At 54.8% G+C, this 24,476-nt stretch carries 20 protein-coding genes; 13 read left to right on the top strand and 7 right to left on the bottom strand.

Translation table 11 applies throughout. The features are described 5' to 3' along the window. Positions 1-20: 20 nt before the first annotated feature. The 6 genes from ilvG to HC231_RS01210 all read left to right on the top strand — a co-directional run bounded on the left by ilvG (position 21) and on the right by HC231_RS01210 (position 7,222). Positions 21-1,667, top strand: a complete 1,647-nt coding sequence (ilvG, locus tag HC231_RS01185) for an acetolactate synthase 2 catalytic subunit (RefSeq protein WP_208229368.1) — start codon at positions 21-23, stop codon at positions 1,665-1,667. Between the two features lie 17 nt (positions 1,668-1,684). Next, positions 1,685-1,948: an acetolactate synthase 2 small subunit gene (gene ilvM / locus HC231_RS01190; protein ID WP_208229369.1), complete on the top strand. Its 264-nt coding sequence runs from the start codon at positions 1,685-1,687 to the stop codon at positions 1,946-1,948. A 24-nt stretch (positions 1,949-1,972) separates the two neighbouring features. Further along, entirely contained in the window at positions 1,973-2,899 is a 927-nt protein-coding gene (locus HC231_RS01195; RefSeq protein WP_208229370.1) for a branched-chain amino acid transaminase, read from the top strand. A gap of 80 nt (positions 2,900-2,979) precedes the next feature. Next, positions 2,980-4,830 (top strand): dihydroxy-acid dehydratase, encoded by a 1,851-nt coding sequence (ilvD, locus tag HC231_RS01200; protein ID WP_208229371.1) that lies wholly within the window; start codon positions 2,980-2,982, stop codon positions 4,828-4,830. Between the two features lie 2 nt (positions 4,831-4,832). Further along, entirely contained in the window at positions 4,833-6,377 is a 1,545-nt protein-coding gene (gene ilvA / locus HC231_RS01205; protein ID WP_208229372.1) for a threonine ammonia-lyase, biosynthetic, read from the top strand. A 98-nt stretch (positions 6,378-6,475) separates the two neighbouring features. Beyond that, positions 6,476-7,222, top strand: a complete 747-nt coding sequence (locus HC231_RS01210; protein WP_208229373.1) for a DUF2461 domain-containing protein — start codon at positions 6,476-6,478, stop codon at positions 7,220-7,222. A gap of 74 nt (positions 7,223-7,296) precedes the next feature. Here HC231_RS01210 and HC231_RS01215 read toward each other — a convergent pair whose 3' ends face one another. Further along, positions 7,297-7,755, bottom strand: a complete 459-nt coding sequence (locus tag HC231_RS01215) for a thermonuclease family protein (protein ID WP_208229374.1) — start codon at positions 7,753-7,755, stop codon at positions 7,297-7,299. Positions 7,756-7,826: 71 nt separating this feature from the next. Then, on the bottom strand, positions 7,827-8,717 hold the full coding sequence (ilvY, locus tag HC231_RS01220; RefSeq protein WP_208229375.1) for an HTH-type transcriptional activator IlvY: 891 nt from the start codon (positions 8,715-8,717) through the stop codon (positions 7,827-7,829). 166 nt (positions 8,718-8,883) lie between these two features. Here ilvY and ilvC point away from each other — a divergent pair, with 166 nt between their 5' ends. After that, a complete protein-coding gene (gene ilvC / locus HC231_RS01225) occupies positions 8,884-10,362 on the top strand; it encodes a ketol-acid reductoisomerase (protein WP_208229376.1) in 1,479 nt (492 codons plus the stop codon). Positions 10,363-10,568: 206 nt separating this feature from the next. Here ilvC and putP read toward each other — a convergent pair whose 3' ends face one another. Next, positions 10,569-12,053, bottom strand: coding sequence for a sodium/proline symporter PutP (gene putP / locus HC231_RS01230; RefSeq protein ID WP_208229377.1), 1,485 nt, complete (start codon positions 12,051-12,053; stop codon positions 10,569-10,571). Here putP and HC231_RS01235 point away from each other — a divergent pair. After that, the gene (locus HC231_RS01235; RefSeq protein ID WP_208229378.1) at positions 12,034-12,306 is read left to right on the top strand and encodes a hypothetical protein; all 273 of its coding nucleotides are present in this window, start codon (positions 12,034-12,036) and stop codon (positions 12,304-12,306) included. The genes putP and HC231_RS01235 overlap by 20 nt on opposite strands. A gap of 142 nt (positions 12,307-12,448) precedes the next feature. Here HC231_RS01235 and ppiC read toward each other — a convergent pair whose 3' ends face one another. Next, positions 12,449-12,730 (bottom strand): peptidylprolyl isomerase PpiC, encoded by a 282-nt coding sequence (ppiC, locus tag HC231_RS01240; RefSeq protein WP_208229379.1) that lies wholly within the window; start codon positions 12,728-12,730, stop codon positions 12,449-12,451. 217 nt (positions 12,731-12,947) lie between these two features. Here ppiC and rep point away from each other — a divergent pair, with 217 nt between their 5' ends. After that, positions 12,948-14,975 (top strand): DNA helicase Rep, encoded by a 2,028-nt coding sequence (gene rep, locus HC231_RS01245; RefSeq protein ID WP_208229380.1) that lies wholly within the window; start codon positions 12,948-12,950, stop codon positions 14,973-14,975. Positions 14,976-15,017: 42 nt separating this feature from the next. Here rep and HC231_RS01250 read toward each other — a convergent pair whose 3' ends face one another. From HC231_RS01250 to rhlB, 3 genes are all read right to left on the bottom strand, one after another. After that, entirely contained in the window at positions 15,018-16,835 is a 1,818-nt protein-coding gene (locus HC231_RS01250; protein ID WP_208229381.1) for a glycosyl hydrolase family 28 protein, read from the bottom strand. A gap of 204 nt (positions 16,836-17,039) precedes the next feature. Next, entirely contained in the window at positions 17,040-18,536 is a 1,497-nt protein-coding gene (ppx, locus tag HC231_RS01255; protein ID WP_208229382.1) for an exopolyphosphatase, read from the bottom strand. Positions 18,537-18,542: 6 nt separating this feature from the next. After that, the gene (gene rhlB, locus HC231_RS01260) at positions 18,543-19,832 is read right to left on the bottom strand and encodes an ATP-dependent RNA helicase RhlB (protein WP_208229383.1); all 1,290 of its coding nucleotides are present in this window, start codon (positions 19,830-19,832) and stop codon (positions 18,543-18,545) included. A 119-nt stretch (positions 19,833-19,951) separates the two neighbouring features. On the opposite strand from rhlB, the gene trxA reads away from it, so the two are divergent. From trxA to wzzE, 4 genes are all read left to right on the top strand, one after another. Further along, the gene (gene trxA / locus HC231_RS01265; protein WP_208229384.1) at positions 19,952-20,278 is read left to right on the top strand and encodes a thioredoxin TrxA; all 327 of its coding nucleotides are present in this window, start codon (positions 19,952-19,954) and stop codon (positions 20,276-20,278) included. A gap of 414 nt (positions 20,279-20,692) precedes the next feature. Continuing rightward, a complete protein-coding gene (rho, locus tag HC231_RS01270; protein ID WP_208229385.1) occupies positions 20,693-21,952 on the top strand; it encodes a transcription termination factor Rho in 1,260 nt (419 codons plus the stop codon). Between the two features lie 317 nt (positions 21,953-22,269). Next, positions 22,270-23,340: a UDP-N-acetylglucosamine--undecaprenyl-phosphate N-acetylglucosaminephosphotransferase gene (gene wecA, locus HC231_RS01275; protein ID WP_208229386.1), complete on the top strand. Its 1,071-nt coding sequence runs from the start codon at positions 22,270-22,272 to the stop codon at positions 23,338-23,340. A gap of 30 nt (positions 23,341-23,370) precedes the next feature. Then, the gene (gene wzzE, locus HC231_RS01280) at positions 23,371-24,429 is read left to right on the top strand and encodes an ECA polysaccharide chain length modulation protein (RefSeq protein WP_208229387.1); all 1,059 of its coding nucleotides are present in this window, start codon (positions 23,371-23,373) and stop codon (positions 24,427-24,429) included. Positions 24,430-24,476: the final 47 nt, after the last annotated feature.

A 24,476-nucleotide genomic window follows, 5' to 3' on the forward strand; every position in this document is an offset into this window, starting at 1 on the left:
AAGAAGTTGGGGAAATAACGATGACAGGGGCTCAATGGGTGGTACAAGCGCTGCGGGCGCAGGGAGTGGAAACCGTTTTTGGTTATCCTGGAGGCGCGATTATGCCGGTCTATGATGCACTGTATGACGGCGGCGTAGAGCATCTATTGTGTCGTCACGAGCAAGGCGCGGCAATGGCGGCGATCGGCTATGCCCGCGCAACCGGTAAAACCGGCGTATGCATTGCGACTTCCGGCCCCGGAGCGACAAACCTGATCACCGGATTGGCCGACGCATTGCTGGATTCGGTTCCCATTGTGGCTATTACCGGTCAGGTCGGCTCAGGGTTTATCGGTACGGATGCCTTTCAGGAAATCGACGTGTTAGGTCTTTCTCTGGCCTGCACCAAGCACAGTTTTCTGGTTGAGTCGTTGGAATCGCTGCCAGAGGTGATGGCCGAAGCGTTCGCGATCGCCGGCAGCGGTCGGCCGGGGCCGGTTCTGGTTGATATTCCCAAAGACATTCAGTTGGCCGAGGGCGATTTCACGCCGAATTTTGCGCCTGTCGATACCCACTTCGATTTTCCCGGACACGCGATGGAACAGGCCAGAAAAATGCTGGCACAAGCGCAGAAGCCGGTATTGTATATCGGCGGCGGGGTTGGTATGGCGCGGGCGGTTCCGGCGCTGCGTGAGTTTATTTCCACGACCGACATGCCATCCGTTGTGACGTTGAAAGGACTGGGGAGCGTGGATGCCAATCATCCCTATTATCTAGGTATGATTGGAATGCACGGTACGAAAGCCGCAAATCTGATGGTGCAGCAATGCGACCTGCTGATTGCCGTAGGCGCCCGTTTTGACGACAGGGTGACCGGTAAGCTGAATACGTTTGCGCCGCATGCCGGCGTTATCCATATGGATATCGACCCCGCCGAGATGAGTAAGCTGCGTCAGGCTAATGTTGAGCTGCAGGGCGATCTGAACGCGTTGTTGCCTGCGTTGCAACAACCGCTGAACATCGACCAATGGCGGCGGCAGGCGGTGATGATGAAAGCCGAGTATCCATGGCGTTATGATCATCCCGGCCAGGCAATTTATGCGCCTGCCTTACTGAAGGCCATCTCCGATCGCAAAACGGCGAATACGGTGGTGACGACGGATGTCGGCCAGCACCAAATGTGGACGGCTCAGCATATGACGTTCACCCGCCCTGAGAACTTCATCACTTCCAGTGGTCTGGGCACTATGGGATTCGGCGTACCCGCCGCCGTAGGAGCCCAGGTAGCCCGGCCTGACGATATGGTGATCTGTATTTCGGGTGACGGCTCTTTTATGATGAACATTCAAGAGTTGGGCACCATCAAGCGAAAACGGTTGCCGCTGAAGATTGTTCTGCTGGATAACCAACGATTAGGCATGGTTCGACAGTGGCAACAGCTGTTTTTTGATGAACGTTATAGTGAAACCAACCTTTCTGATAATCCCGATTTCCTCACGCTGGCAAGCGCCTTTGATATCCCAGGCCAGCGTATCAGCCGTAAAGACCAGATCGATGACGCGCTAGATGCCCTGTTTAACAGCGACGGGCCATACCTGCTGCATGTTTCCATTGATGAATACGAGAATGTCTGGCCGTTGGTGCCGCCCGGCGCCGGAAATGAAACGATGTTAGATAAAACAGAATAATAGCTGGAGAAAATAGAATGACACACCATCAGCTTTCGATTCAGGCCCGCTTTCGCCCAGAGATTCTGGAACGTGTATTGCGCATCGCCCGCCACCGTGGTTTCCGTGTCTGCGCCATGAACATGGCGCAGAGCGCCAATACCAACGATCACATCAATATTGAACTGACCGTTGCCAGTCATCGTCCGATAGATTTATTGTCGGCGCAGTTGAGTAAACTGCTGGATATTGCTTATGTTGAAATTCAGCCAATGACAACATCTCAGCAGTTCAGCGCCTAACATACAGAGTAAGGAAAATAAAGAATGACCAAGAAAGCTGACTACATTTGGTTTAACGGGGAGATGGTTCCGTGGGCGGACGCCAAAGTTCACGTTATGTCACACGCCTTGCATTACGGCACTTCCGTCTTTGAAGGCATTCGTTGTTATAACACGAATAACGGGCCGGCGGTGTTCCGCCACCGTGAACATATGCAGCGCCTGCATGACTCGGCGAAGATTTACCGTATGCCGTTGCAGCAGAGCGTTGATGAGCTGATGGAAGCCTGCCGCGAGACGATCCGTAAAAACAATCTGACCGGCGCCTATATCCGTCCGCTGGTATTCGTCGGCGATGTCGGCATGGGCGTTAACCCGCCGGACGGCTACAAACCGGATGTGATCATCGCGGCGTTCCCATGGGGCGCTTATTTGGGCGAAGACGCGTTGGATCAGGGGATTGACGCCATGGTGTCGTCGTGGCACCGCGCCGCCGCGAATACCATTCCTACCGCCGCTAAAGCGGGCGGGAACTATCTGTCCTCTCTGCTGGTCGGCAGTGAAGCCCGCCGTCATGGCTATCAGGAAGGGATTGCGCTGGATGTGCATGGCTACGTGTCCGAAGGCGCGGGCGAAAACCTGTTTGAAGTGAAAGACGGCATTCTTTTCACGCCGCCGTTTACCTCTTCCGCGCTACCGGGTATTACGCGCGATGCCATCATCAAGCTGGCGAAAACATTAGGTCTTGAGATCCGTGAACAGGTGTTGTCGCGTGAATCGCTGTATCTGGCCGACGAAGTCTTTATGTCCGGCACCGCGGCTGAAATCACGCCGGTTCGCAGCGTCGACGGCATTCAGGTCGGTATCGGCAAATGCGGCCCGGTAACCAAAAAACTGCAACAGGCGTTTTTCGGCCTGTTTACCGGCGAAACAGAAGATAAATGGGGCTGGCTGGATCCGGTTAACCGTTAATCGGCCCATTATGACAGACAGATTCTGGTGATGGCGCGCTTTGTCATCACCCATTAAGTTAATACTGGAGTAACAAGAGTATGCCTAAGTACCGTTCAGCCACGACCACGCACGGCCGTAATATGGCCGGCGCCCGAGCCTTGTGGCGAGCCACCGGAATGACCGACAACGATTTTGGCAAGCCGATTATCGCGGTGGTTAACTCATTCACCCAGTTCGTACCGGGTCATGTGCATTTGCGCGATATGGGCAAACTGGTTGCCGAGCAAATCGAAGCCTCCGGCGGCGTGGCGAAAGAGTTCAATACTATTGCGGTTGATGACGGTATCGCTATGGGGCATGGCGGCATGCTCTATTCTCTGCCTTCACGTGAACTGATTGCCGATTCGGTTGAATACATGGTGAATGCGCACTGCGCCGATGCCATGGTGTGCATTTCCAACTGCGACAAAATCACCCCGGGAATGATGATGGCCGCGCTGCGGCTGAATATTCCGGTGATTTTCGTATCCGGCGGTCCGATGGAAGCGGGCAAAACCAAGCTTTCCGATCAACTGATCAAGCTGGATCTGGTCGATGCCATGATCCAGGGGGCGAACCCGAAAGTCAGCGATGCCGATAGCGAACAGATTGAACGTTCCGCCTGCCCGACCTGCGGCTCCTGTTCCGGTATGTTTACCGCCAACTCCATGAACTGCCTGACCGAGGCGCTGGGCCTGTCGCTGCCGGGCAACGGTTCCCTGCTGGCGACCCACGCCGATCGTAAAAATCTGTTTCTGGAAGCCGGTACGCGCATCGTCGAATTGACCAAACGCTACTACGAACAAGATGATGAAAGCGTGTTGCCGCGCAGCATTGCCACCAAGGCGGCGTTTGAGAATGCCATGACGCTGGATATCGCCATGGGCGGTTCGACGAATACCGTTCTGCATCTGCTGGCTTCGGCGCAGGAAGGGGAGGTCGATTTCGCCATGGAAGATATCGATCGTCTGTCGCGTAAAGTTCCCCACCTGTGCAAAGTGGCGCCGAGCACGCAGAAATATCATATGGAAGACGTGCACCGCGCCGGCGGGGTGATCGGCATTCTGGGCGAACTGGATCGCGCCGGCCTGCTGCATCGCGACGTGCGCAACGTGCTGGGCAAGAGCCTGCCGGAAACCATCGAAGCATATGATGTGATGGTGACGAAAGACGACGGCGTGAAACGCATGTACTCCGCCGGTCCTGCCGGTATCCGCACCACGCAGGCGTTCTCGCAGAGCTGCCGTTGGGATTCGCTGGATGTCGACCGTAAGGATGGCTGTATTCGCTCCCGCGAGTTTGCCTATAGTCAGGACGGCGGTTTGGCCGTGCTGTACGGCAATCTGGCGGAAGACGGCTGTATCGTGAAAACGGCGGGTGTGGACAAAGGCAGCCTGGTTTTCCGCGGTCCGGCGAAAGTTTATGAAAGCCAGGATGACGCGGTCGAAGCGATTCTGGGCGGCAAGGTCGTGGCCGGCGACGTGGTGGTCATTCGCTACGAAGGGCCGAAAGGCGGTCCGGGCATGCAGGAAATGTTGTATCCCACCAGCTTCCTGAAGTCGATGGGATTGGGCAAGGCCTGTGCGTTGATCACCGACGGTCGGTTCTCCGGCGGGACATCCGGTTTGTCCATCGGCCATGCTTCTCCCGAAGCCGCCAGCGGCGGACTCATCGGGCTGGTGGAAGACGGGGATATGATTGCTATTGATATTCCTGGCCGCAGCATCGCATTGGACGTGCCGGAAAATGAACTGGCAAGCCGTCGTGAAGCCGAACTGGCGCGGGGCGATGCGGCCTGGACGCCGCGTAATCGCGATCGTCAGGTCTCTTTTGCGCTGCGCGCTTATGCCAGCCTGGCAACCAGCGCCGATAAAGGCGCCGTCCGTGACAAGAGTAAGCTGGGAGGCTAACCATGGCTGTGTCGCAACCACTTCCCTCCGCTCCCTGCGGGGCGGAGTATCTGCGGGCGATCCTGCGTTCGCCGGTTTATGAAGTCACGCAGGTTACGCCGCTGGAGAAAATGGACAAACTTTCTTCACGGCTGGGTAATGTCATTTTGGTGAAGCGCGAGGATCGGCATGCGGTGCACAGCTTTAAGCTGCGCGGCGCGTACGCGATGATGGCCGGGCTGAGCGACGAACAGAAATCCCACGGCGTGATAACCGCTTCCGCCGGCAACCACGCGCAAGGCGTGGCGCTTTCCGCCAGTAAACTGGGCATTAACTCACTGATCGTCATGCCGGTGGCAACGGCCGATATCAAAGTCGACGCGGTGCGCGGCTTTGGCGGCGAGGTGCTGCTGCATGGCGCGAACTTCGACGAGGCGAAAGCCAAAGCCATTGAACTGTCGCAGCAGCAGAAAATGACGTTTTTACCGCCGTTCGATCACCCGGCGGTTATCGCCGGTCAGGGTACGCTGGCGATGGAACTGCTACAGCAGGATGCGCATCTGGACCGGGTATTTGTGCCGGTCGGCGGCGGCGGGCTGGCGGCAGGGGTCGCCGTGCTGATCAAACAGCTGATGCCGCAGATTAAAGTTATCGGGGTAGAGGCGGAAGACTCCGCCTGCCTGCGCGCCGCGCTGGATGCCGGTCATCCGGTCGATCTGGCGCGTGTGGGGCTGTTTGCCGAAGGCGTGGCGGTTAAGCGCGTCGGCGACGAAACGTTCCGCCTGTGCCGGGAATATCTGGACGACGTGATCACCGTCGACAGCGATGCCATCTGTGCGGCGGTCAAAGACCTGTTTGAAGATGTGCGCGCGATTGCCGAGCCTTCCGGCGCGCTGGCGCTGGCGGGAATGAAGAAATACATCCAGCAGCATCAGATTCAGGGCGAACGCCTGGCGCATGTGCTGTCCGGCGCCAACGTCAATTTCCACGGTCTGCGCTATGTTTCCGAGCGTTGTGAACTTGGCGAACAGCGGGAAGCGCTGCTGGCGGTGACGATCCCGGAGAAAAAAGGCAGTTTTCTTAAGTTTTGCCAACTGCTGGGCGGCCGCTCCGTTACCGAATTCAACTATCGCTATGCGAACGAGAAAGACGCCTGCATCTTTGCCGGTGTGCGTCTGACGCGCGGTCATGCCGAACGCGACGAGATCATCGCCGAGCTGTCTGCGGGCGGCTATGAGGTCGTGGACTTGTCCGATGACGAAATGGCCAAGCTGCATGTGCGTTATATGGTGGGGGGACGGCCTTCGAAACCGCTGCAGGAAAGGCTGTATAGCTTTGAATTTCCTGAATCGCCGGGCGCGCTGCTGAAATTCCTGAATACGCTGGGTACGCATTGGAATATTTCACTATTCCACTACCGCAGCCACGGTACGGATTTTGGCCGGGTGCTGGCGGCGTTCGAACTGGAAGCGGGCGATCCGGAGTTTGAGAAACATCTGCACGATCTGGGTTATGAATGCCACGACGAAACCAATAACCCGTCATTTCGTTTCTTTCTGGCAGGGTAGTGTTTGATGCGTTGCCGAATAGCGTTCCCGGTGGTGTTTCACCGGCGGGGGCGCTATCTTTAATGTCATTCTATGCGCAACACTGATGATGTAAAACGATGGCAACGCATTTCAAGGGCTTTTCCCAGCAGGGATTGACGTTTCTCCAGCAGGTACGTCAGCAGAATGATAAGGCATGGTTTGACGAACACCGCCAGGTTTATGAAGAGCAACTGCTATCGCCATTTCGCGCGCTGGTGGATGCGCTTAGTCTGACCATGTTGCCGATCGACGATCGGTTTGAAACCCGCCCGGCTATCGGCAAAACGCTCTCCCGTATTCACCGCGATACCCGTTTTTCCCACGATAAATCACGCTATCGCAGTCAGATGTGGCTGACATTCAAACGTACGCGTAAAGACTGGACGGATGCGCCATCCTATTTTTTTGAGATCGCTCCGGATTTTTGGCGTTATGGTTTGGGCTATTACTGCGCAACGCGTAACACGATGGAACTGTTCCGCCAAACGGTGCGCGGCAACCCGCAGCAATTCCTTGCAGTCGCCAACTGCTTAAAGGATAGGTTCGCACTGGAAGGGGAAAGTTACAAACGCCCGCTGATTAAAGAGCTGCCGGCGGAGTTGGCCAACTGGTATAACCGTAAATCATTCGCCGCTATTCATACCAGCCAGGATATGGAGCCGCTTTTCTCCGCTGATTTGGTTACGACGCTGGCGCGGGGATTTACCCAGCTTGAGCCGCTTTATCACTACCTGATGAATATCGAAACCATGAAAAAAGCCGCACAGGAAACGGAGGCGTCAGGCGCGCGCGTCTTCTCCGCGGACAAATGGTTTGAACGGTAGACGGGGAGCCATGCCGGTCGTTTACCCGGCGAACACGCCATCTCAACCGCAAGAGACGGGAGCGCGGCATAACGTCAGTGCGTTTGGCGGTACGCCCAGGGAGACTGGGGATAGGGATGACGCCACAGGCCCAGCCGCTGCCGGCGAGCCGCGTTTTCATGGCGCATTAATGCATAGTCGTTCCGGTGGTATTTGTATACCCATGCCTGGCCGTTGCGCAGCAGGCTTACGTTGATATTGCGGTTCCGGTAATAGACCGTGCCCAGGTAGCGATCGTACCGATCTTTGTCATCATACTGTACCGTCACCCATCTCCCGCCGACTTGCCTGTCCAGCGCCCGGCGGGACTCTTTACCGTAGGGCTGGTGATATTCCGGCGCATCGACGCCCAGCATGCGGATACGGTAGTTGACGCCGTTCCGGCGCACCACGATAGTGTCGCCATCAACGACTTTCACCACCTTGCCGCCGATGGTAGCCGCCAGCGCGGGGACGGAGAGCAGCAGCATCGCCGCCAATAAATACGATTTCATCCATACTTCCCTGTAAAACGAGCCGCCGGCGTGTGCGGCCGGAGCGATCTAGACGTGGCGTAAGGAAAATATCACGATTTATCCTGCAACGTTTCCCAGAATGCCGCGATAAGCGGTTCGCTGAGGCGTTTTTTCTGCACGCAGACGCCCAGTTCAAAGGGCTCCATGCCCTGTTCGGCAAACACGGAAACGCGGTTGCGTACCGGCTCCGGGCTGTTTTCCAGCACTACGTCCGGGATAAGCGCGATGCCGCAGCCCAGCGCCACCATCGACACCATCGCCTCATGGCCCGATACGGTGGCGTAGATTTGCGGGTTGGTGAGATGCTGGCGGCGAAACCACAGGTCGATACGCTTACGCACCGGGCCGTGTTCCGGCAGGACGAAAGGGATCTGCGTCCAGTCCGGATTAGGCTGTCTGACCTGCGTCTGAACCGGGCAAGGCAAGGCCGGGACAATCAGCACCAGCGGAATTTGGCCTATCGGCATGAAATCGACGCTGGCGGGCAGCGTTTCCGGGTGCCCGGCGATACCCAGATCGGCGTCGTTGGACTGTACCTTATCGACGGCATCGGCGGCATCGCCGGTCGTCAGTTTGATTTCCACCAGCGGGTGCTCGGCGCGGAAACGATCCAGAATCGGCGGCAGGTGGCTGTAAGCGGCAGTGACGGAACAGAAAATCCGCAGTTCGCCGCTTAACGACGGTCCGCGCTGGCCAATGGCATGTCTTAGTTGTTGATATTGCAGCAGCGTTTTTTGGGCGAACTGTTTTAGATGTTCCCCCGTATCGGTGAGCTGCACGGTACGGTTGTCCCGCAGGAATAGCGCTTGGCCGATTTCGTCCTCCAGCCGTTGAATTTGGCGCGATAGCGTGGAGGGGCTGATGTGCATCGCTTTGGCCGTGCGTCCGAAATGGCGGCCTTCCGCCAAATGCAGAAATAATTTGAGATCACGTAAATCCATGCGATGCGGGCCTCATTTTTACCTTGCAGATCTTGCAACATGACGTTGTTAATATATCAATTTAAGCAACGCATTTCCTGTCATATCATAGCGTCATTATGGTTTCCCATCAGTGGGAAGCCTTCCTCTGAATAACAGACAAACAAAACAGCATACGGAGTAGCACATGGCTAACTATTTCAACACATTGAACCTGCGTCAGCAGCTGGCGCAATTAGGTCAGTGTCGTTTTATGGGTCGCGACGAATTCGCCGATGAAGCGAGCTACCTGAAAGGTAAAAAAGTGGTGATCGTCGGCTGTGGCGCGCAGGGCCTGAACCAGGGACTGAACATGCGTGATTCCGGTCTGGATATCGCTTATGCGCTGCGTCAGGAAGCGATTAGCGAAAAACGCGCGTCATGGCGTAAAGCAACCGAAAATGGTTTTACTGTCGGCACCTATGAGGAGCTGATCCCGCAGGCGGATTTGGTGGTTAACCTAACGCCGGACAAACAGCACTCCGCCGTTGTCAAAGCCGTTCAGCCGCTGATGAAACAGGGCGCCGCGCTGGGCTACTCCCACGGTTTCAACATCGTTGAAGTGGGCGAACAAATCCGTAAAGACATCACCGTTGTTATGGTGGCGCCGAAATGTCCGGGCACGGAAGTGCGTGAAGAATACAAACGTGGATTCGGCGTGCCGACGCTGATCGCGGTTCACCCGGAAAACGATCCGAAAGGCGAAGGCATGGCGATTGCCAAAGCCTGGGCCGCGGCGACCGGCGGCCATCGCGCCGGCGTTCTGCAATCCTCTTTCGTCGCCGAAGTGAAGTCCGACCTGATGGGCGAACAGACCATCCTGTGCGGTATGCTGCAGGCCGGTTCCCTGCTGTGCTTTGACAAACTGGTCGCTGACGGCGCCGATGCCGCCTATGCGGAAAAACTGGTTCAGTTCGGTTGGGAAACCGTTACCGAAGCGCTGAAGCAGGGCGGCATCACCCTGATGATGGACCGTCTGTCCAATCCGGCGAAACTGCGCGCCTATGCGCTGTCTGAACAGCTGAAATCCATTATGGCGCCGCTGTTCCAGAAACACATGGATGACATTATTTCCGGCGAGTTCTCCAGCGGTATGATGGCCGACTGGGCGAACGACGATGTCAAATTGCTGACCTGGCGTGAAGAAACCGGCAAAACCGCTTTTGAAAATGCGCCGCAGTTTGACGGTAAGATCGATGAACAAGAATACTTTGATAACGGCGTACTGATGATCGCTATGGTGAAAGCCGGGGTTGAACTGGCGTTCGAAACCATGGTTAGTTCCGGCATCATCGAAGAATCCGCGTACTATGAATCTCTGCATGAGCTGCCGCTGATTGCGAACACCATCGCGCGTAAGCGTCTGTATGAAATGAACGTGGTTATCTCCGACACCGCTGAATACGGCAACTATCTGTTTGCCAACGCGGCGGTGCCGTTGCTGAAAGAGAAATTCATGTCTTCGCTGCAGCCGGGCGATTTAGGCAAAGCGGTTGCGGTAACCGCGGTGGATAACACGCTGCTGCGTGATATCAATGAAGCCATCCGCAACCATCCGATCGAAGCCGTCGGCCGCAAACTGCGCGGCTACATGACGGATATGAAGCGTATCGCCGTCGCGGGTTAATCCGCCCGTCAGGCAATAGCGAAAGAAAAAAGCACAGCTTCCGCTGTGCTTTTTTTATGGCGTCATCTCGAAGCCTCTCTTCCATCGTCATCCCCGCGCTGGCGGGGAGCTACTTGATACCAGAAAGATCCCTGCTGAGACGGGAATGACGGATTAGTCGGTTGCGACTTTATCGTCAAACCCCTTTTTTATCCCCCGGTTTGAGGTCAAACCGATCTGAATTCCGCTTCCGCCTTATGGAAACGCGTGGTAATCGCGTTGGACGGCGCTTTTCCCATCAGGCTGACGACAACGATAGTCAGGCAGTTAAACAGGAAACCGGGAATAATTTCATATAGCCCCAGCCAGCCATAATGTTTCCAGATAAGCACGGTGGCCGCGCCGACGATCATCCCGAACAAAGCGCCGTTGCGCGTCATGCGCGGCCAGAGCAGCGAAATCAGGATCACCGGACCAAAAGCGGCGCCGAATCCCGCCCAGGCATAGCTGACCAGCCCCAGCACCCGGTTTTCCGGATCGGCGGACAAGGCGATGGCGATAGCGGACACCAGCAGCACCATGGCTCTGCCAACCCAGACCAGCTCTTTCTGGCTGGCATTTTTACGCAGAAAGGGTTTGTATAAATCTTCGGTGATCGCGCTTGAACACACCAGCAACTGGCAGCTCAGGGTACTCATTACCGCCGCCAGAATCGCAGACAGCAGCACGCCGGCAATCCACGGGTTGAATAACAGCATCGACAGTTCGATAAATACCCGTTCGCTGTTGTGCGAAACGTTGCCGGCCTGTTCCGGGTGGTTGGTAAAATAGGCGATGCCGAAGAAGCCGACGGTTACGGCGCCAGCCAGGCACAGGATCATCCAGGTCATGCTGATGCGGCGCGCGCTGCGGATGGTTTTGTGAGAATCCGCGGCCATAAAACGGGCAAGAATATGCGGCTGGCCGAAATAGCCCAGGCCCCAGCCCATCAGCGAGATGATGGCGACAAAGTTTAACTCTTTGAACATATCCAGATTGGCCGGGTTTTTCGCTTCAATCACCATGAGCGAGCTATCAATCCCGCCCAGCGACAAGATCACCATCACCGGGGTCAGGATCAGGGCGAAAATCATCAGGCTGGCCTGAACGGTATCCGTCCAGCTTACGGCCAGAAAACCGCCGATAAAGGTATAGGCGATGGTTGCGGCGGCCCCCGCCCATAATGCGGTGTCGTAGCTCATATCGAAGGTGCTTTCAAACAGGCGGGCGCCGGCGACCACGCCGGAAGCGCAGTAAATGGTGAAAAAGATCAGAATGACCAGCGCGGAAATGACGCGCAGCAGCTTGCTTTTGTCTTCAAAACGATGGGTAAAGTAATCCGGCAGCGTCAGCGCGTTGTGATTGACTTCAGTGTGAACGCGCAGGCGGCCGGCAACCCAGCGCCAGTTCAGGTAAGCGCCGATTGTCAGGCCGATGGCGATCCAGCTTTCGGAAATACCGGAAATGAAAACGGCGCCGGGCAATCCCATCAATAACCAGCCGCTCATGTCCGATGCGCCGGCGGATAGCGCGGTGACCAGACTCCCCATCCTTCTTCCGCCCAGAATGTAATCGCCGAAATTGTTGGTCGCCCGGTAAGCAAACAGGCCGATGAGTACCATCCCGAAGATGTACACCAAGAAAGTCACCAGCATGGGTGTGCTCATTGTCATTCAACTCTCCACTTTCATTATTATTTTGCGCACCCTCTATGGTGCGGTAAGCCCTGGATCCCGTCTCTGGCCGGAACGGGGCGCAGAGGGGGATATCGACGCGCCTGGAATACCTCGGTCGAGCTCCTGCCAAATTGAAGCGGAAGAGATTATGCCGCAATCTCAGAAAGAAGAAAGCCATCAACCATTTCTGATGTTCACGCAACCGGATTTTCCGCCGTCGTTTATTCGGGCGGCGATAACTGCGGCCTGAAACCGAACTTGCGCCGATATCGCGTGAACAGGCGAGAGAGCATCTGACGCCGGGCCGAAGGCGGGAGGAAATAGCAGCCTGATGACCATCGGGTAAGCGGCGATATCGGCCTTCCCTGCTGCCGGGGAAGGCCGGGAGCGTCTTAATTACGGTATAACACTTTAATCAGGTGATAACCGAACTGGGTTTTTACCGGACCCACGGGTTTTAGCAGCTCGCAGGAAAAAACCGCTTTATCAAAGGCGGGGACCATATCGCCTTTACGGAATTCGCCTAAATCGCCGCCGTTGCGCTTTGACGGGCAGGTTGAGTATTTCTGCGCCATTTGCTGAAAATCTGCGCCTTGTTCCAATTGAGCCAGGATGTCGTTGGCCTGTTGCTCGGTATCCACCAGAATGTGGAGGGCTGCTGCGGTATTTGCCATTTGATTACCTTTTTACGATGTTCCCTCTATCTTCCACATGCCGGCGTATTAATTCTGCAACGTGAAATCTATCGGGAGGAAGATGACCGCGTGCAATGTAACACCTGCAACGCCGGATGTGGACTGCGGCGTGCGTTTCAGAAGCTAATTCCCCGATAAAGATCGTCATGGCTTTCTGCTACAATCGCCTCCTGTTTGATGATCGAGCCTTACCGTTATGCGTCTAAACTCCAGCCAACAACATGCCGTCGAATTTGTTACTGGTCCCTGTCTGGTACTGGCGGGCGCCGGTTCAGGCAAGACGCGCGTCATTACCAATAAGATCGCCCATCTGATTCGCCAGTGCGGCTATCAACCACGGCATATCGCCGCGGTGACCTTTACCAATAAAGCCGCGCGTGAGATGAAAGAGCGCGTCGCGCACACGCTGGGACGGAAAGAAACCCGTGGACTGACGATAGCGACCTTCCATACGCTGGGGCTGGAGATCATCAAGCGTGAATATGCCGCGCTGGGGATGAAAGCGAATTTCTCGCTCTTTGACGATCAGGATCAGATGGCGCTATTGAAGGAGTTAACCGAACAGTGGCTGGAGAATGATAAAACGCTGTTGCAGCAGTTAACCTCAACGATCTCGAACTGGAAAAACGATCTTATCGACCCTTCCGGCGCGGCGGCGGCGGCGCGTTCCGAGCGTGACCGGCTGTTTGCGCACTGCTACGCGCTGTATCACGATCATCTGCGCGCCTGCAACGTGCTGGACTTCGACGATCTTATTCTGCTGCCGACGCTGCTATTGAAACATAACGATGAAGTGCGCGAACGCTGGCAGAACCGCCTGCGCTATCTGCTGGTGGATGAGTATCAGGACACCAATACCAGCCAGTATGAACTGGTGAAATCGCTGGTGGGCAGCCGCGCGCGCTTCACCGTGGTAGGGGATGACGATCAGTCGATTTATTCCTGGCGCGGCGCGCGGCCGCAAAATCTGGTGCTGTTGCAGCAGGACTTTCCGGCGCTGGAAGTGATTAAGCTGGAGCAGAACTATCGATCTTCAGGACGAATTCTGAAAGCCGCCAATATCCTGATCGCCAATAACCCGCACGTGTTTGAAAAGCGCCTTTTCTCTGAGCTGGGCTATGGCGACGAATTAAAAATCATCACCGCCAACAATGAAGACCATGAGGCCGAACGCGTGGTCGGCGAACTGATCGCCCACCATTTTATCAATAAGACCCAGTATGGCGATTACGCCATTCTGTACCGGGGTAATCATCAGTCGCGCCTGTTTGAAAAAATGCTGATGCAAAACCGCATTCCCTATCGGATTTCTGGCGGCACTTCATTTTTCTCCCGCCCGGAAATCAAGGATCTGCTGGCCTATCTGCGCGTGTTGACCAACCCGGATGACGACAGCGCCTTTTTGCGGATCGTCAACACGCCCAAGCGTGAAATCGGCCCGGCGACGTTAAAGAAACTGGGGGAATGGGCCAATCAGCGCAATAAAAGCCTGTTCAACGCCAGCTTTGATTTGGGATTGAGCCAGTCCCTGACCGGGCGCGGGCTGGAGTCTTTGCAGCGTTTTACTCAGTGGGTGGCCGATGTCGCCCGGTTGGCCGAACGGGAGCCGGTTGCGGCGGTGCGGGATCTGATCCACGGGCTGGATTACGAGAGCTGGCTATATGAAACCTCCCCCAGCCCGAAAGCCGCCGAAATGCGGATGAAAAACGTCAATCAGCTTTTTAGCTGGATGACGGAAATGCTGGAAGGATCGGATCTGGATGAGCCGATGACGCTGACTCAGGTGGTTACGCGCTTTACCCTGCGGGATATGATGGAACGGGGCGAGAATGAAGAAGAGCTGGATCAGGTGCAGCTTATGACGCTGCATGCGTCAAAAGGTCTGGAATTTCCTTATGTTTTTCTGGTGGGCATGGAAGAAGGGCTGTTGCCGCATCAGAGCAGCATTGATGAAGATAATGTCGATGAGGAACGGCGCCTGGCGTATGTCGGCATTACCCGCGCGCAGCGTGAGCTTACCTTTACCCTGTGTAAAGAGCGGCGTCAGTACGGCGAGCTGGTGCGACCTGAGCCCAGCCGCTTCCTGCTTGAACTGCCGCAGGATGACGTGCAGTGGGAGAGCGAGCGTAAAGTGGTCAGCGCGCAGGAACGGATGCAAAAAGGGCAAAGCCATCTGGCGAATATCCGCGCGCAGCTGGCCAAGGCGAAGGACGCCGGCAAGTAGCCCGGCGGTTTTATTCAGGGCGGTAGGCCCGCCCTGAACGCATCATTGATTCACTACTTTTCCATCCACGCTTACATTGTCCGTCGCGCTGAAATTCCACGGCGTTTCTCCGCCGCGCAACCGGCTGAATATGACGTTGTCGAACTGGCTGTCGCGTAAATCGCCGATCGCCGCAGGCGGAACGTTATCCAGCCTGACGTTATCGAAGCGGATTTTATCGTGCCAGGCGTTTTTCGCGCTATCGCCTTTAATTTCAAGCGACGGTGATGAGCCGGTTGTTCCCTGTACCGTGACATTTTTAATGAGAAAATCATGAAACTTAGCGGGCGTCTTTGACGGGGGGTAGTCGATCTTGGCATTAGGATCGGAGTAGCTCAGGGTAATCACCACCGCCTGTTTGGCTATGTCTTTCATCGCATTGTTTCGAAAAAGAACATGGCGCGCGCCGCCGCCGATGTCGGTGGCGCTTTTCGCCCGTAAGCCAATATCCGTCAGATACATGACATTGTTTTCCGCCACGATATGCTCGATCCAGGCGCCGGTGTGGCTGCCCGTCACGATCGCGCCATGTCCCATGCGGAAGTAGTTATTGAAGAGCCAGGCGCCGCGCATGGGATCTTGTCGCTTGGCTTCCTCCCCCGTTCCGGCGGCAAAGTTGATGCAGTCGTCGCCGGTATCAAAAAAGTTATTGAATACCATCACGTTTTTACTGTTGCCGAATTCGATGCCGTCGCCGTTGTTGGCATCATAGGTTTGGTGGATCAAACCGTTGGCTACGACGTTATGGTTCTCCAGATTCATGATGCCGTGAAAAGCCGGGTTACGCACCGTAAAGTCAGCCAGGTAGACATTTTCGACTCCGCGTAAGGTGATCAGGCTGGAACGTCGTTGCCCATAGGCGGTTTTAAGATCCATTCCGCCGGCGACAGCCTGCGCGACCTGATTTTTAGCCAGGATGCCGTCTTCATGTACCTTGCTGTTTTTACTGGCGATATATTGCGGCAATAGATTACCCGACTCGTCTTTGATTTCGCCTTTTTCGCTGCGCTTCCAGCCATTGCCGTCGATCACCCCTTTGCCGATGATACGAATATTGCGAAAAGCGCCGGGGTGCGAACTTTTGGCGTCAATGGCATTGATTAACGACGCCGGGCGTTCGATGGTGGAGTAAGGGTAGAGGCGATAGCCGGCCGGGTAGTCGGCTGGGTTGTCCGATCCCAGCAAAACGGCGCCCTCTTGCAAATTCAGCGTCATATCGCTTTTTAACCAGAGCGCGCCGGTTTTATAGGTTCCGGCGGGGATATCGATCCGGCAGCCTGCTTTACAGGAGTCAATGGCCTGCTGGATAACGGCGGTGTTCAATGTTTTGCCATCCGGCTTCGCTCCCAGATCGTTGATATTAATAATTTGGGAGTATGCCGCGGTTTTGGCGCTTACCGGGTTGCTGTCGGCGGACAGCGAGCCATCCGTCCGCACCGCCCGGACGGTGAAATGGTATGCCGTGTCGGGCCGCAGATTTTCAACCTTAAAGCTGTGTATCGCTATTTTATGGTGGAAATCGGCTTTATCGTCGGCGTAAAACGCATTGATATATGGTTTGGCCGGTGAGTGCCGATCGTTATTTTGACTGGCAAGCCCCAGGGATTTTCCATCCTGATAAACGCGGTAATCCGCGATATCGCGGGAGTCTTCGGGGGATTCCCATACCAGAACAATACTGCGATCGTCATAGGCCAGGGTCGGCACCTGGAGATTTTGCGGCGCGGGTAGCGCAGGGGCGGCGAAAAGGCTCAATGGCGCGATTGTCAGGCTTAACATTACTGCAAATACACCGGTACGATAACGGGTAGAAGGTCGCATGTTTATCCTTGATTATTAAGTTTGCCGGGTTAATTGACGCTACCGGACAAGTCGTTCTCAGAAGGGGGATTTTTACAATAGAAACAATGTTTCATAAAAATACATCCATTGTTTCTTTTTTGACGGGAAGAGGATCACAGAACCGCGAATGGTCTTAAAAACGGAAGGCGAGGGCGAGCAGCCGAGAACGCTGCCCGCAGAATATCACAAAGTATTTTCTTTCAGGATCAACGGCCAGTGAACATAGCTTTGCCAGCGGCTTTCCTGTTCCAGATTTTCCGCCCTCAACGGATGCCGGGCCAGCCAGCCGGCGGGCAGAATAACGTTCAGGTTTTCTCCTTCGGCCTGCAGACGAACATCGGGAAGGGTGTCGTCGCGACGGCGGCTGGCAAAGATAATCGCCAGACGCAGCAAGCGGCATAAACGTTGCGCCTGTATCGCCGGCAGCGCGTTTTGCTGGTTTAGCAACATCAGATCGACGGGGTTGCTCTGGTTTTGCAGCAACGTCGCCAACAGCTTCTGTTGTGCGGGGGTAAAGCCGGGAAGGTCGCTGTTGCGGATCAGGTACGCGGCATGTTGAGATGACTGGCGAAAATTGATGCTCAAACCAATTTCATGAACTTGACAGGCATTGTGCAGCAGCTCGCGACATCGCTCGTCCAACTGCCAATCTCCGGCTACTTGCCGTAGAAAATTATCGGCCAGCGAGCTTACCCGCTCGGCCTGTTCGATATCCAGCAGATAGCGGCGCTGCAAATTGTGCAGCGTGCGGTGGCGGATATCCCGCTCAATCGGCAAATGCAGCATGCCGTACACCAAACCCTCGCGCAGCGCGCCGCCGGCCAGCGTCATGGTTTTGATGTCGAGCTCCTGAAAAACCGCTAACAGGATAGCCAGCCCGCTGGGAAAAACCAGCGCGCGTTCCAGAGTAAGCCCTTCGATTTCAAGCTCTTCCAGCTTGCTGCACTGGATTGCGTGCTGTTTCAACTGCTGGAGTTTCTCCAGGGTAATGTATTCATCCATCCCCTGGGCGACCATGATTTCCTGCAGCGCCTGAACGGTGCCCGATGCGCCGACACAGATCTGCCACCCTTGTTCATGCAGCGCCTTCGCGACCGAGCGCACCATTTTGCGGGCGGCCTGTTCGGCGCGCTCAAAATTTCCGGCTTCCAGATTGCGATCGCTGAAGTAGCGTTCCAGCCAGGTTACGCATCCCATCGGTAAGCTGAAAAGCCGAGTAGCCTGAGCGCCGACGCCGGTAGCCAGTTCGGTGCTGCCTCCGCCGATATCGACCACCAGACGTTTCTCCGGGCCGCCGGTAGTATGGGCGACGCCCTGATAGATCAGTCTGGCTTCTTCTTCACCGCTGATGACCTGCACCGGTAAGCCCAGTATCTGACGGGCCTGTTGCAGAAATTCGTCGGCATTGGCGGCGAGCCGTAAGGTCGCCGTGGCCACTACGCGCACCTGTTCCAGGGGAATATCCTGCAACCGCTCCGAAAAAAGCTGCAGGCATTGCCAGCCTCGTTGCATCGCTTCCTGCGATAACCGGTTTTGCTTATCCAGCCCGGCGGCAAGACGGACTTTCCGTTTTATTTTCGCCAAGGTCTGAATACTTCCGGCGGTTTCCCGGACCACCAGCATATGGAAACTGTTGGAGCCGAGGTCGATGGCCGCATAAAGTGAAGAAGAACTTAGCATTCCGAATCAACCCTGCCGTTTACGATTAGTGCGAGGCGCTCCGCTGCGGCGCGGCGTATTGTGCCTGCGCGCGCTGTTGTTGGCGCGAGGCGGGCGCGTTAAACGTTTGGGGGCCGGTAAATCGTTAAGCAGGGCGTCGCTATTGTATTTACTGACCGGAATATGGTGGCCGATATAGGTTTCAATCGCCGGCAAATTCAGCGCATATTCTTCGCAGGCAAGACTGATGGAGAAACCGCTTTCGCCCGCGCGGCCGGTGCGGCCGATACGGTGAACATAGTCTTCGCAATCGTCCGGCAGATCGTAGTTGAATACGTGAGTGACGGACGGAATATGCAGGCCGCGCGCCGCGACGTCCGTCGCCACCAGAATATCCAGATTGCCGTGAGTGAAATCATCCAGAATTCGCAGGCGTTTCTTTTGCGCCACGTCGCCGGTCAACAGACCGACACGATGGCCGTCGGCGGCTAAATGACCCCAGATATCCTCACAACGGTGTTTGGTATTGGCGAAAATAATGCAGCGATCGGGCCACTCTTCCTCAAGAAGTGTCTGCAACAGGCGCATTTTTTCTTCATTAGACGGATAAAACAGCTCTTCTTTAATGCGATGTCCGGTTTTTTGCTCCGGTTCGACTTCCACGTATTCCGCATTATTCATTTGTTCAAAGGCAAGTTCACGCACGCGGTAGGAGAGCGTCGCGGAAAAGAGCATATTCAGGCGCTGGGTCACCGGCGGCATGCGGCGGAACAGCCAGCGAATATCTTTGATAAAGCCGAGATCGTACATGCGATCGGCTTCATCCAGCACAACAACCTGGATCGCTCCCAGATTAATGTGGTTTTGTTTGGTGTAGTCGATCAGGCGGCCCGTGGTGCCAACCAGAATATCGACGCCGCTTTCCAGCACCTTGAGCTGTTTATCATAACCGTCGCCGCCATAGGCAAGACCGAGTTTCAGGCCTGTCAGACGGGAAAGCGCCTCTGCGTCGGAGTGAATCTGCACGGCTAATTCACGGGTCGGCGCCATGATTAACGCGCGCGGCTGATTGACCTGACGCTCCGCGCTAGCGGGGTGTGAAAGCAAATAATGGAAAGTAGACGCGAGAAAAGCCAGCGTCTTGCCAGTACCGGTTTGCGCCTGACCTGCGACATCACGCCCTGACAAAGTCAGCGGCAATGCTAACGCCTGGATCGGTGTGCAGTTATGAAACCCTTTACTTTCAAGGGCTTCGATAACCTGCGGGTGCAGGGCGAAGTCGGAAAACTTCTGTTCAGTTAAGTGTGTTTTGCTCATAGTGTGGTAGAATATCAGCTAACTATTGCTTTACGAAAGCGTATCCGGTGAAATAAAGTCAACCTTATTGTTGGTTAATGCTACACCAACAAGGTAGACATAATCCTGTGGAGTAAAACATGAGCGATAAAATTATTCACCTGACTGACGGCAGTTTCGATACGCAAGTGTTGCAAGCTGAGGGCGCAACCCTGGTTGATTTCTGGGCTGAGTGGTGTGGTCCTTGTAAAATGATCGCTCCTATTCTGGATGAAATCGCTGAAGAGTTTGCCGGTAAGCTGACCATTGCCAAACTCAACATTGATGAAAACCCGGCAACCGCGCCGAAATACGGCATTCGCGGCATTCCAACCTTGCTGTTGTTCAAAAACGGCGAAGTTGCGGCAACCAAAGTGGGCGCATTGTCCAAAGGCCAACTGAAAGAGTTCCTGAGCGCCAATCTGTAAATTTCCGGGGGCGGGCAAGCGGACAATGAGTAATTCTCATATTCACTGCTTGCCGCCCGTCAGGAAGCGTGCTAGATTCTTCAACACTGCATATCGTACTTACCTATGTTTAAGCTTAGCTTTTAAGCTTAAGCCTGAAAGTTTGAGTCTAAAGCATTACTCTGTGTCAAAATCGGAAAGTCATTGATTTATAAAAATGTTCGTCATCTGGTTTGGGCAATCTAATAGTTTTAAAATAATTTGTTTTATGTGCTTTCGATCCCTTGCCATCGTTTTGTGCAGAGTCTGCACGCCTTAAGCGCGAAGCAAAACGAACACCTGGTGATTGGAGGTTGTTATAGAGGCATGGATGACCCTGCCATACCATTCACGTTAATAGTTCGAGATTTACCCCGAGTTTAAGAACCCACCACTATGAATCTTACCGAATTAAAGAATACGCCAGTTTCTGAGTTAATTACTCTTGGCGAAAATATGGGGCTGGAAAACCTGGCCCGCATGCGCAAACAGGATATTATTTTCGCGATCCTGAAGCAGCACGCGAAGAGCGGCGAAGACATTTTCGGCGATGGCGTGCTGGAAATATTGCAGGATGGATTTGGTTTCCTCCGTTCTGCAGACAGTTCCTACCTCGCCGGTCCCGATGATATCTACGTTTCTCCCAGCCAAATCCGCCGTTTTAACCTTCGTACCGGTGACACCATTTCCGGCAAAATTCGTCCGCCGAAAGAGGGTGAACGTTATTTCGCGCTGCTGAAAGTCAATGAAGTCAACTACGACAAACCTGAGAACGCCCGCAGCAAGATCCTGTTTGAAAACCTGACGCCGCTGCACGCGAACTCCCGTCTGCGTATGGAACGCGGCAATGGTTCGACGGAAGATTTGACCGCGCGCGTGCTGGATCTGGCGTCGCCGATCGGCCGCGGTCAGCGTGGTCTGATCGTCGCGCCGCCGAAAGCGGGTAAAACCATGCTGCTGCAGAACATTGCGCAGAGCATTGCGTACAATCATCCCGATTGCGTGCTGATGGTGCTGCTGATTGACGAACGTCCTGAAGAAGTTACCGAGATGCAGCGTCTGGTTAAAGGCGAAGTGGTCGCGTCTACCTTTGACGAGCCGGCTTCCCGCCATGTTCAGGTCGCTGAAATGGTAATCGAAAAGGCAAAACGCCTGGTTGAGCATAAAAAAGACGTGATCATTCTGCTGGACTCCATCACACGTCTGGCACGTGCCTATAACACCGTCGTGCCATCATCCGGTAAAGTGCTGACGGGCGGCGTGGATGCCAACGCCCTGCATCGTCCAAAACGCTTCTTCGGCGCCGCGCGTAACGTTGAAGAGGGCGGCAGTTTGACTATCATCGCCACCGCGTTGGTGGATACCGGCTCCAAGATGGATGAAGTTATTTACGAAGAGTTCAAGGGCACCGGTAATATGGAACTGCATCTCGCGCGTAAGATCGCAGAGAAGCGCGTGTTCCCTGCTATCGACTACAACCGTTCCGGCACGCGTAAAGAAGAGCTGCTGACGACGTCCGAAGAGCTGCAGAAGATGTGGATTTTGCGTAAAATCATCCACCCGATGGGCGAAATTGACGCGATGGAGTTCCTGATTAATAAGTTGGCGATGACCAAAACCAACGATGAATTCTTCGATATGATGAAGCGTTCATAAATCACGGATGAACTCGGGGAACGCCACGCTGGGTCGTGGCGTTTTTTTTATACCTATAATTTCTCTATCCAATAAATATCAAGGCGGGGTTAACTCTGCTGCAACTTGAGAGATGATGGGGATAAAATGATTAGCTGAAACGTTAATCGTATAAACAGCGTTCCTCATGCTATTGCCCGCTTGATGGATGGGGGCGCCGGTGGCTCGATGGTGAGCCGGCGCATACCGATGCGGCAGATAGGATTGAAGGCGTAAACCGAGCGTATATTAAGCAGCCACAGCGAGGCCAGAAGCTGTGAACGGTGAATTTACTCACGATGAGTTCCGAATTATTAATTATTTTTTTGTTTTCTCTAGGCTTCCTGTTTTTTGCTCGTCAGGTTGCAAGAATAATAGGGCTTGTTGATCGCCCCAATTATCGCAAGCGGCATCGCGGACTAATCCCCCTGGTCGGCGGTATCTCCGTGTACGCCGGAATCTGCTTTACTTACCTGATCACCGATCAATACATTCCCAATTTCCGGCTTTATCTGTTTTGCGCCGGCGTGTTGGTTCTTGTCGGCGCGCTGGACGATCGCTTTGATATCAGCGTAAAAATCCGCGCCGTCGTGCAGGCATGCGTCGCCATTATCATGATGGCCTTCGCCGGCCTCACATTGCATAGTTTCGGGCATATTCTGGGGCCGTGGCAGATGCAGCTTGGCCCGTTTGGTTATCTGGTGACGTTGTTTGCCGTCTGGGCCGCTATCAATGCGTTCAATATGGTGGATGGCATTGATGGGCTGCTGGGCGGATTGTCCTGCGTTTCCTTTGGCGCGATGGGCATATTGCTGTATCTGAGCGGCCACGCCAATCTGGCGCTTTGGTGCTTTGCCATGATCGCCGCTATCATTCCTTACATCCTGCTCAATCTCGGCGTTTTCGGTAAACGTTATAAAGTTTTTATGGGGGATGCGGGCAGCACCATGATAGGGTTTACCGCGATCTGGATCCTGATTCAAACCACGCAGGGACAGCAGCATCCGATCAATCCGGTGACGGCATTGTGGATCATTGCTATTCCTCTGATTGATATGATTGCGATCATGTATCGTCGTTTGCGTAAAGGATTGAGTCCGTTTTCTCCCGATCGCCAGCACATTCACCATTTAATGATGCGGGCCGGTTTTACTTCTCGACAGGCTTTTGTTCTTATTACGCTGGCGGCGGCGCTGCTGGCCGCGTTCGGCGTCTTAGGGGAATATCTCTCATTTGTTCCCGAATGGGCTATGTTGGCATTATTTTTGCTGGCATTCTTGCTATATGGCTACTGCCTTAAGCGCGCGTGGCGGGTGGCGCGTTTTATTAAGCGAATCAAGCGTCGCGTACGTGCCGACGAGCGAAAGTAGTGGTCTTGACCAAATAATTTTGGGGAAGTAATGAAATCAGAGAACCAATCCACCGGGAGTGCGTCAGTTGACAATGAGCTGGATATTCGCGGTTTGTTTTGCACACTGTGGCGCGGCAAGATCTGGATCCTGTCTATGGCCTGTTTGTTTGGCCTGGCCGCGCTGCTCTATTCTTATCTGGTGAAACAGGAGTGGAGCGCGACGGCCATCACCGATCGGCCGACGGTAAACATGCTGGGCGGATACTATTCGCAGCAGCAGTTCCTGCGCAATCTGGATGCCAAATCCTTTTCTACGCCGCAGCCTGAACAGCCGGCTATCGCCGCGGTGGCGTATGAGGAGTTCGTCATGCAACTGGCGGCTTACGACACGCGCCGCGATTTCTGGCTGCAAACCGACTATTATAAACAGCGTCAGGAAGGGGATGCCAAAGCGGACTCCGCCTTGCTGGATGAACTGGTGAATAATATTCAGTTTACGCCGCATGATGATGTCAAGAAGACCAATGACGGCGTAAAACTGGTGGCGGAAACGCCGGCGGACGCCAATACGTTGCTGCGTCAGTATGTTCAATTCGCCAGCCGGCGCGCCGCCAGCCATCTTAACGAAGAGATTAGCGGCGCATGGGCGGCCAGAACCATCTTCATCAAATCGCAGATTAAGCGCCAGGAAGCGGTGGCGAAAGCGGTTTATGAGCGCGATCTCCGCAGCGTCGAGCTGGCGTTGAAAATTGCGCAGCAGCAGGATATCAAACGTAGTCAAACGGACACGCCTGCGGATGAATTGCCGGCGTCCGAAATGTTTTTGCTGGGCAGGCCGATGCTCAAGGCGCGTCTGGAGTCATTAGAGTCCAGCGGCCCACACTATGATCTTGATTACGATCAGAATCGCGCCATGTTGGCCACCTTGAATGTAGGACCGACACTCGACGTCAATTTTCAGACCTACCGTTATTTGCGTACGCCGGAAGAGCCGGTCAGGCGTGATAGCCCGCGCCGGGCCTTCCTAATGGTAATGTGGGGCGCTATCGGTATGTTGGTGGGCGCGGGTGTCGCTTTGGTTCGTCGTCCTCGCTTATCCGTTAGTTGATTAGCGTCCGATCCGCAGTAAGTAAAGTCTGCGTCTAACTTGATTAA

This window comes from Brenneria izadpanahii, from assembly GCF_017569925.1.
Classification (GTDB): Bacteria; Pseudomonadota; Gammaproteobacteria; order Enterobacterales; family Enterobacteriaceae; genus Brenneria; species Brenneria izadpanahii.

Excerpts from the sequence above, each read along its gene's own strand:
- ilvG (WP_208229368.1), top strand. The coding sequence starts at position 21 with ATGACAGGGGCTCAATGGGTGGTACAAGCGCTGCGGGCGCAGGGAGTG.
- ilvM (WP_208229369.1), top strand. The coding sequence starts at position 1,685 with ATGACACACCATCAGCTTTCGATTCAGGCCCGCTTTCGCCCAGAGATT.
- HC231_RS01195 (WP_208229370.1), top strand. The coding sequence starts at position 1,973 with ATGACCAAGAAAGCTGACTACATTTGGTTTAACGGGGAGATGGTTCCG.
- ilvD (WP_208229371.1), top strand. The coding sequence starts at position 2,980 with ATGCCTAAGTACCGTTCAGCCACGACCACGCACGGCCGTAATATGGCC.
- ilvA (WP_208229372.1), top strand. The coding sequence starts at position 4,833 with ATGGCTGTGTCGCAACCACTTCCCTCCGCTCCCTGCGGGGCGGAGTAT.
- HC231_RS01210 (WP_208229373.1), top strand. The coding sequence starts at position 6,476 with ATGGCAACGCATTTCAAGGGCTTTTCCCAGCAGGGATTGACGTTTCTC.
- HC231_RS01215 (WP_208229374.1), bottom strand. The coding sequence starts at position 7,755 with ATGAAATCGTATTTATTGGCGGCGATGCTGCTGCTCTCCGTCCCCGCG.
- ilvY (WP_208229375.1), bottom strand. The coding sequence starts at position 8,717 with ATGGATTTACGTGATCTCAAATTATTTCTGCATTTGGCGGAAGGCCGC.
- ilvC (WP_208229376.1), top strand. The coding sequence starts at position 8,884 with ATGGCTAACTATTTCAACACATTGAACCTGCGTCAGCAGCTGGCGCAA.
- HC231_RS01235 (WP_208229378.1), top strand. The coding sequence starts at position 12,034 with ATGGGTGTGCTCATTGTCATTCAACTCTCCACTTTCATTATTATTTTG.
- putP (WP_208229377.1), bottom strand. The coding sequence starts at position 12,053 with ATGACAATGAGCACACCCATGCTGGTGACTTTCTTGGTGTACATCTTC.
- ppiC (WP_208229379.1), bottom strand. The coding sequence starts at position 12,730 with ATGGCAAATACCGCAGCAGCCCTCCACATTCTGGTGGATACCGAGCAA.
- rep (WP_208229380.1), top strand. The coding sequence starts at position 12,948 with ATGCGTCTAAACTCCAGCCAACAACATGCCGTCGAATTTGTTACTGGT.
- HC231_RS01250 (WP_208229381.1), bottom strand. The coding sequence starts at position 16,835 with ATGCGACCTTCTACCCGTTATCGTACCGGTGTATTTGCAGTAATGTTA.
- ppx (WP_208229382.1), bottom strand. The coding sequence starts at position 18,536 with ATGCTAAGTTCTTCTTCACTTTATGCGGCCATCGACCTCGGCTCCAAC.
- rhlB (WP_208229383.1), bottom strand. The coding sequence starts at position 19,832 with ATGAGCAAAACACACTTAACTGAACAGAAGTTTTCCGACTTCGCCCTG.
- trxA (WP_208229384.1), top strand. The coding sequence starts at position 19,952 with ATGAGCGATAAAATTATTCACCTGACTGACGGCAGTTTCGATACGCAA.
- rho (WP_208229385.1), top strand. The coding sequence starts at position 20,693 with ATGAATCTTACCGAATTAAAGAATACGCCAGTTTCTGAGTTAATTACT.
- wecA (WP_208229386.1), top strand. The coding sequence starts at position 22,270 with ATGAGTTCCGAATTATTAATTATTTTTTTGTTTTCTCTAGGCTTCCTG.
- wzzE (WP_208229387.1), top strand. The coding sequence starts at position 23,371 with ATGAAATCAGAGAACCAATCCACCGGGAGTGCGTCAGTTGACAATGAG.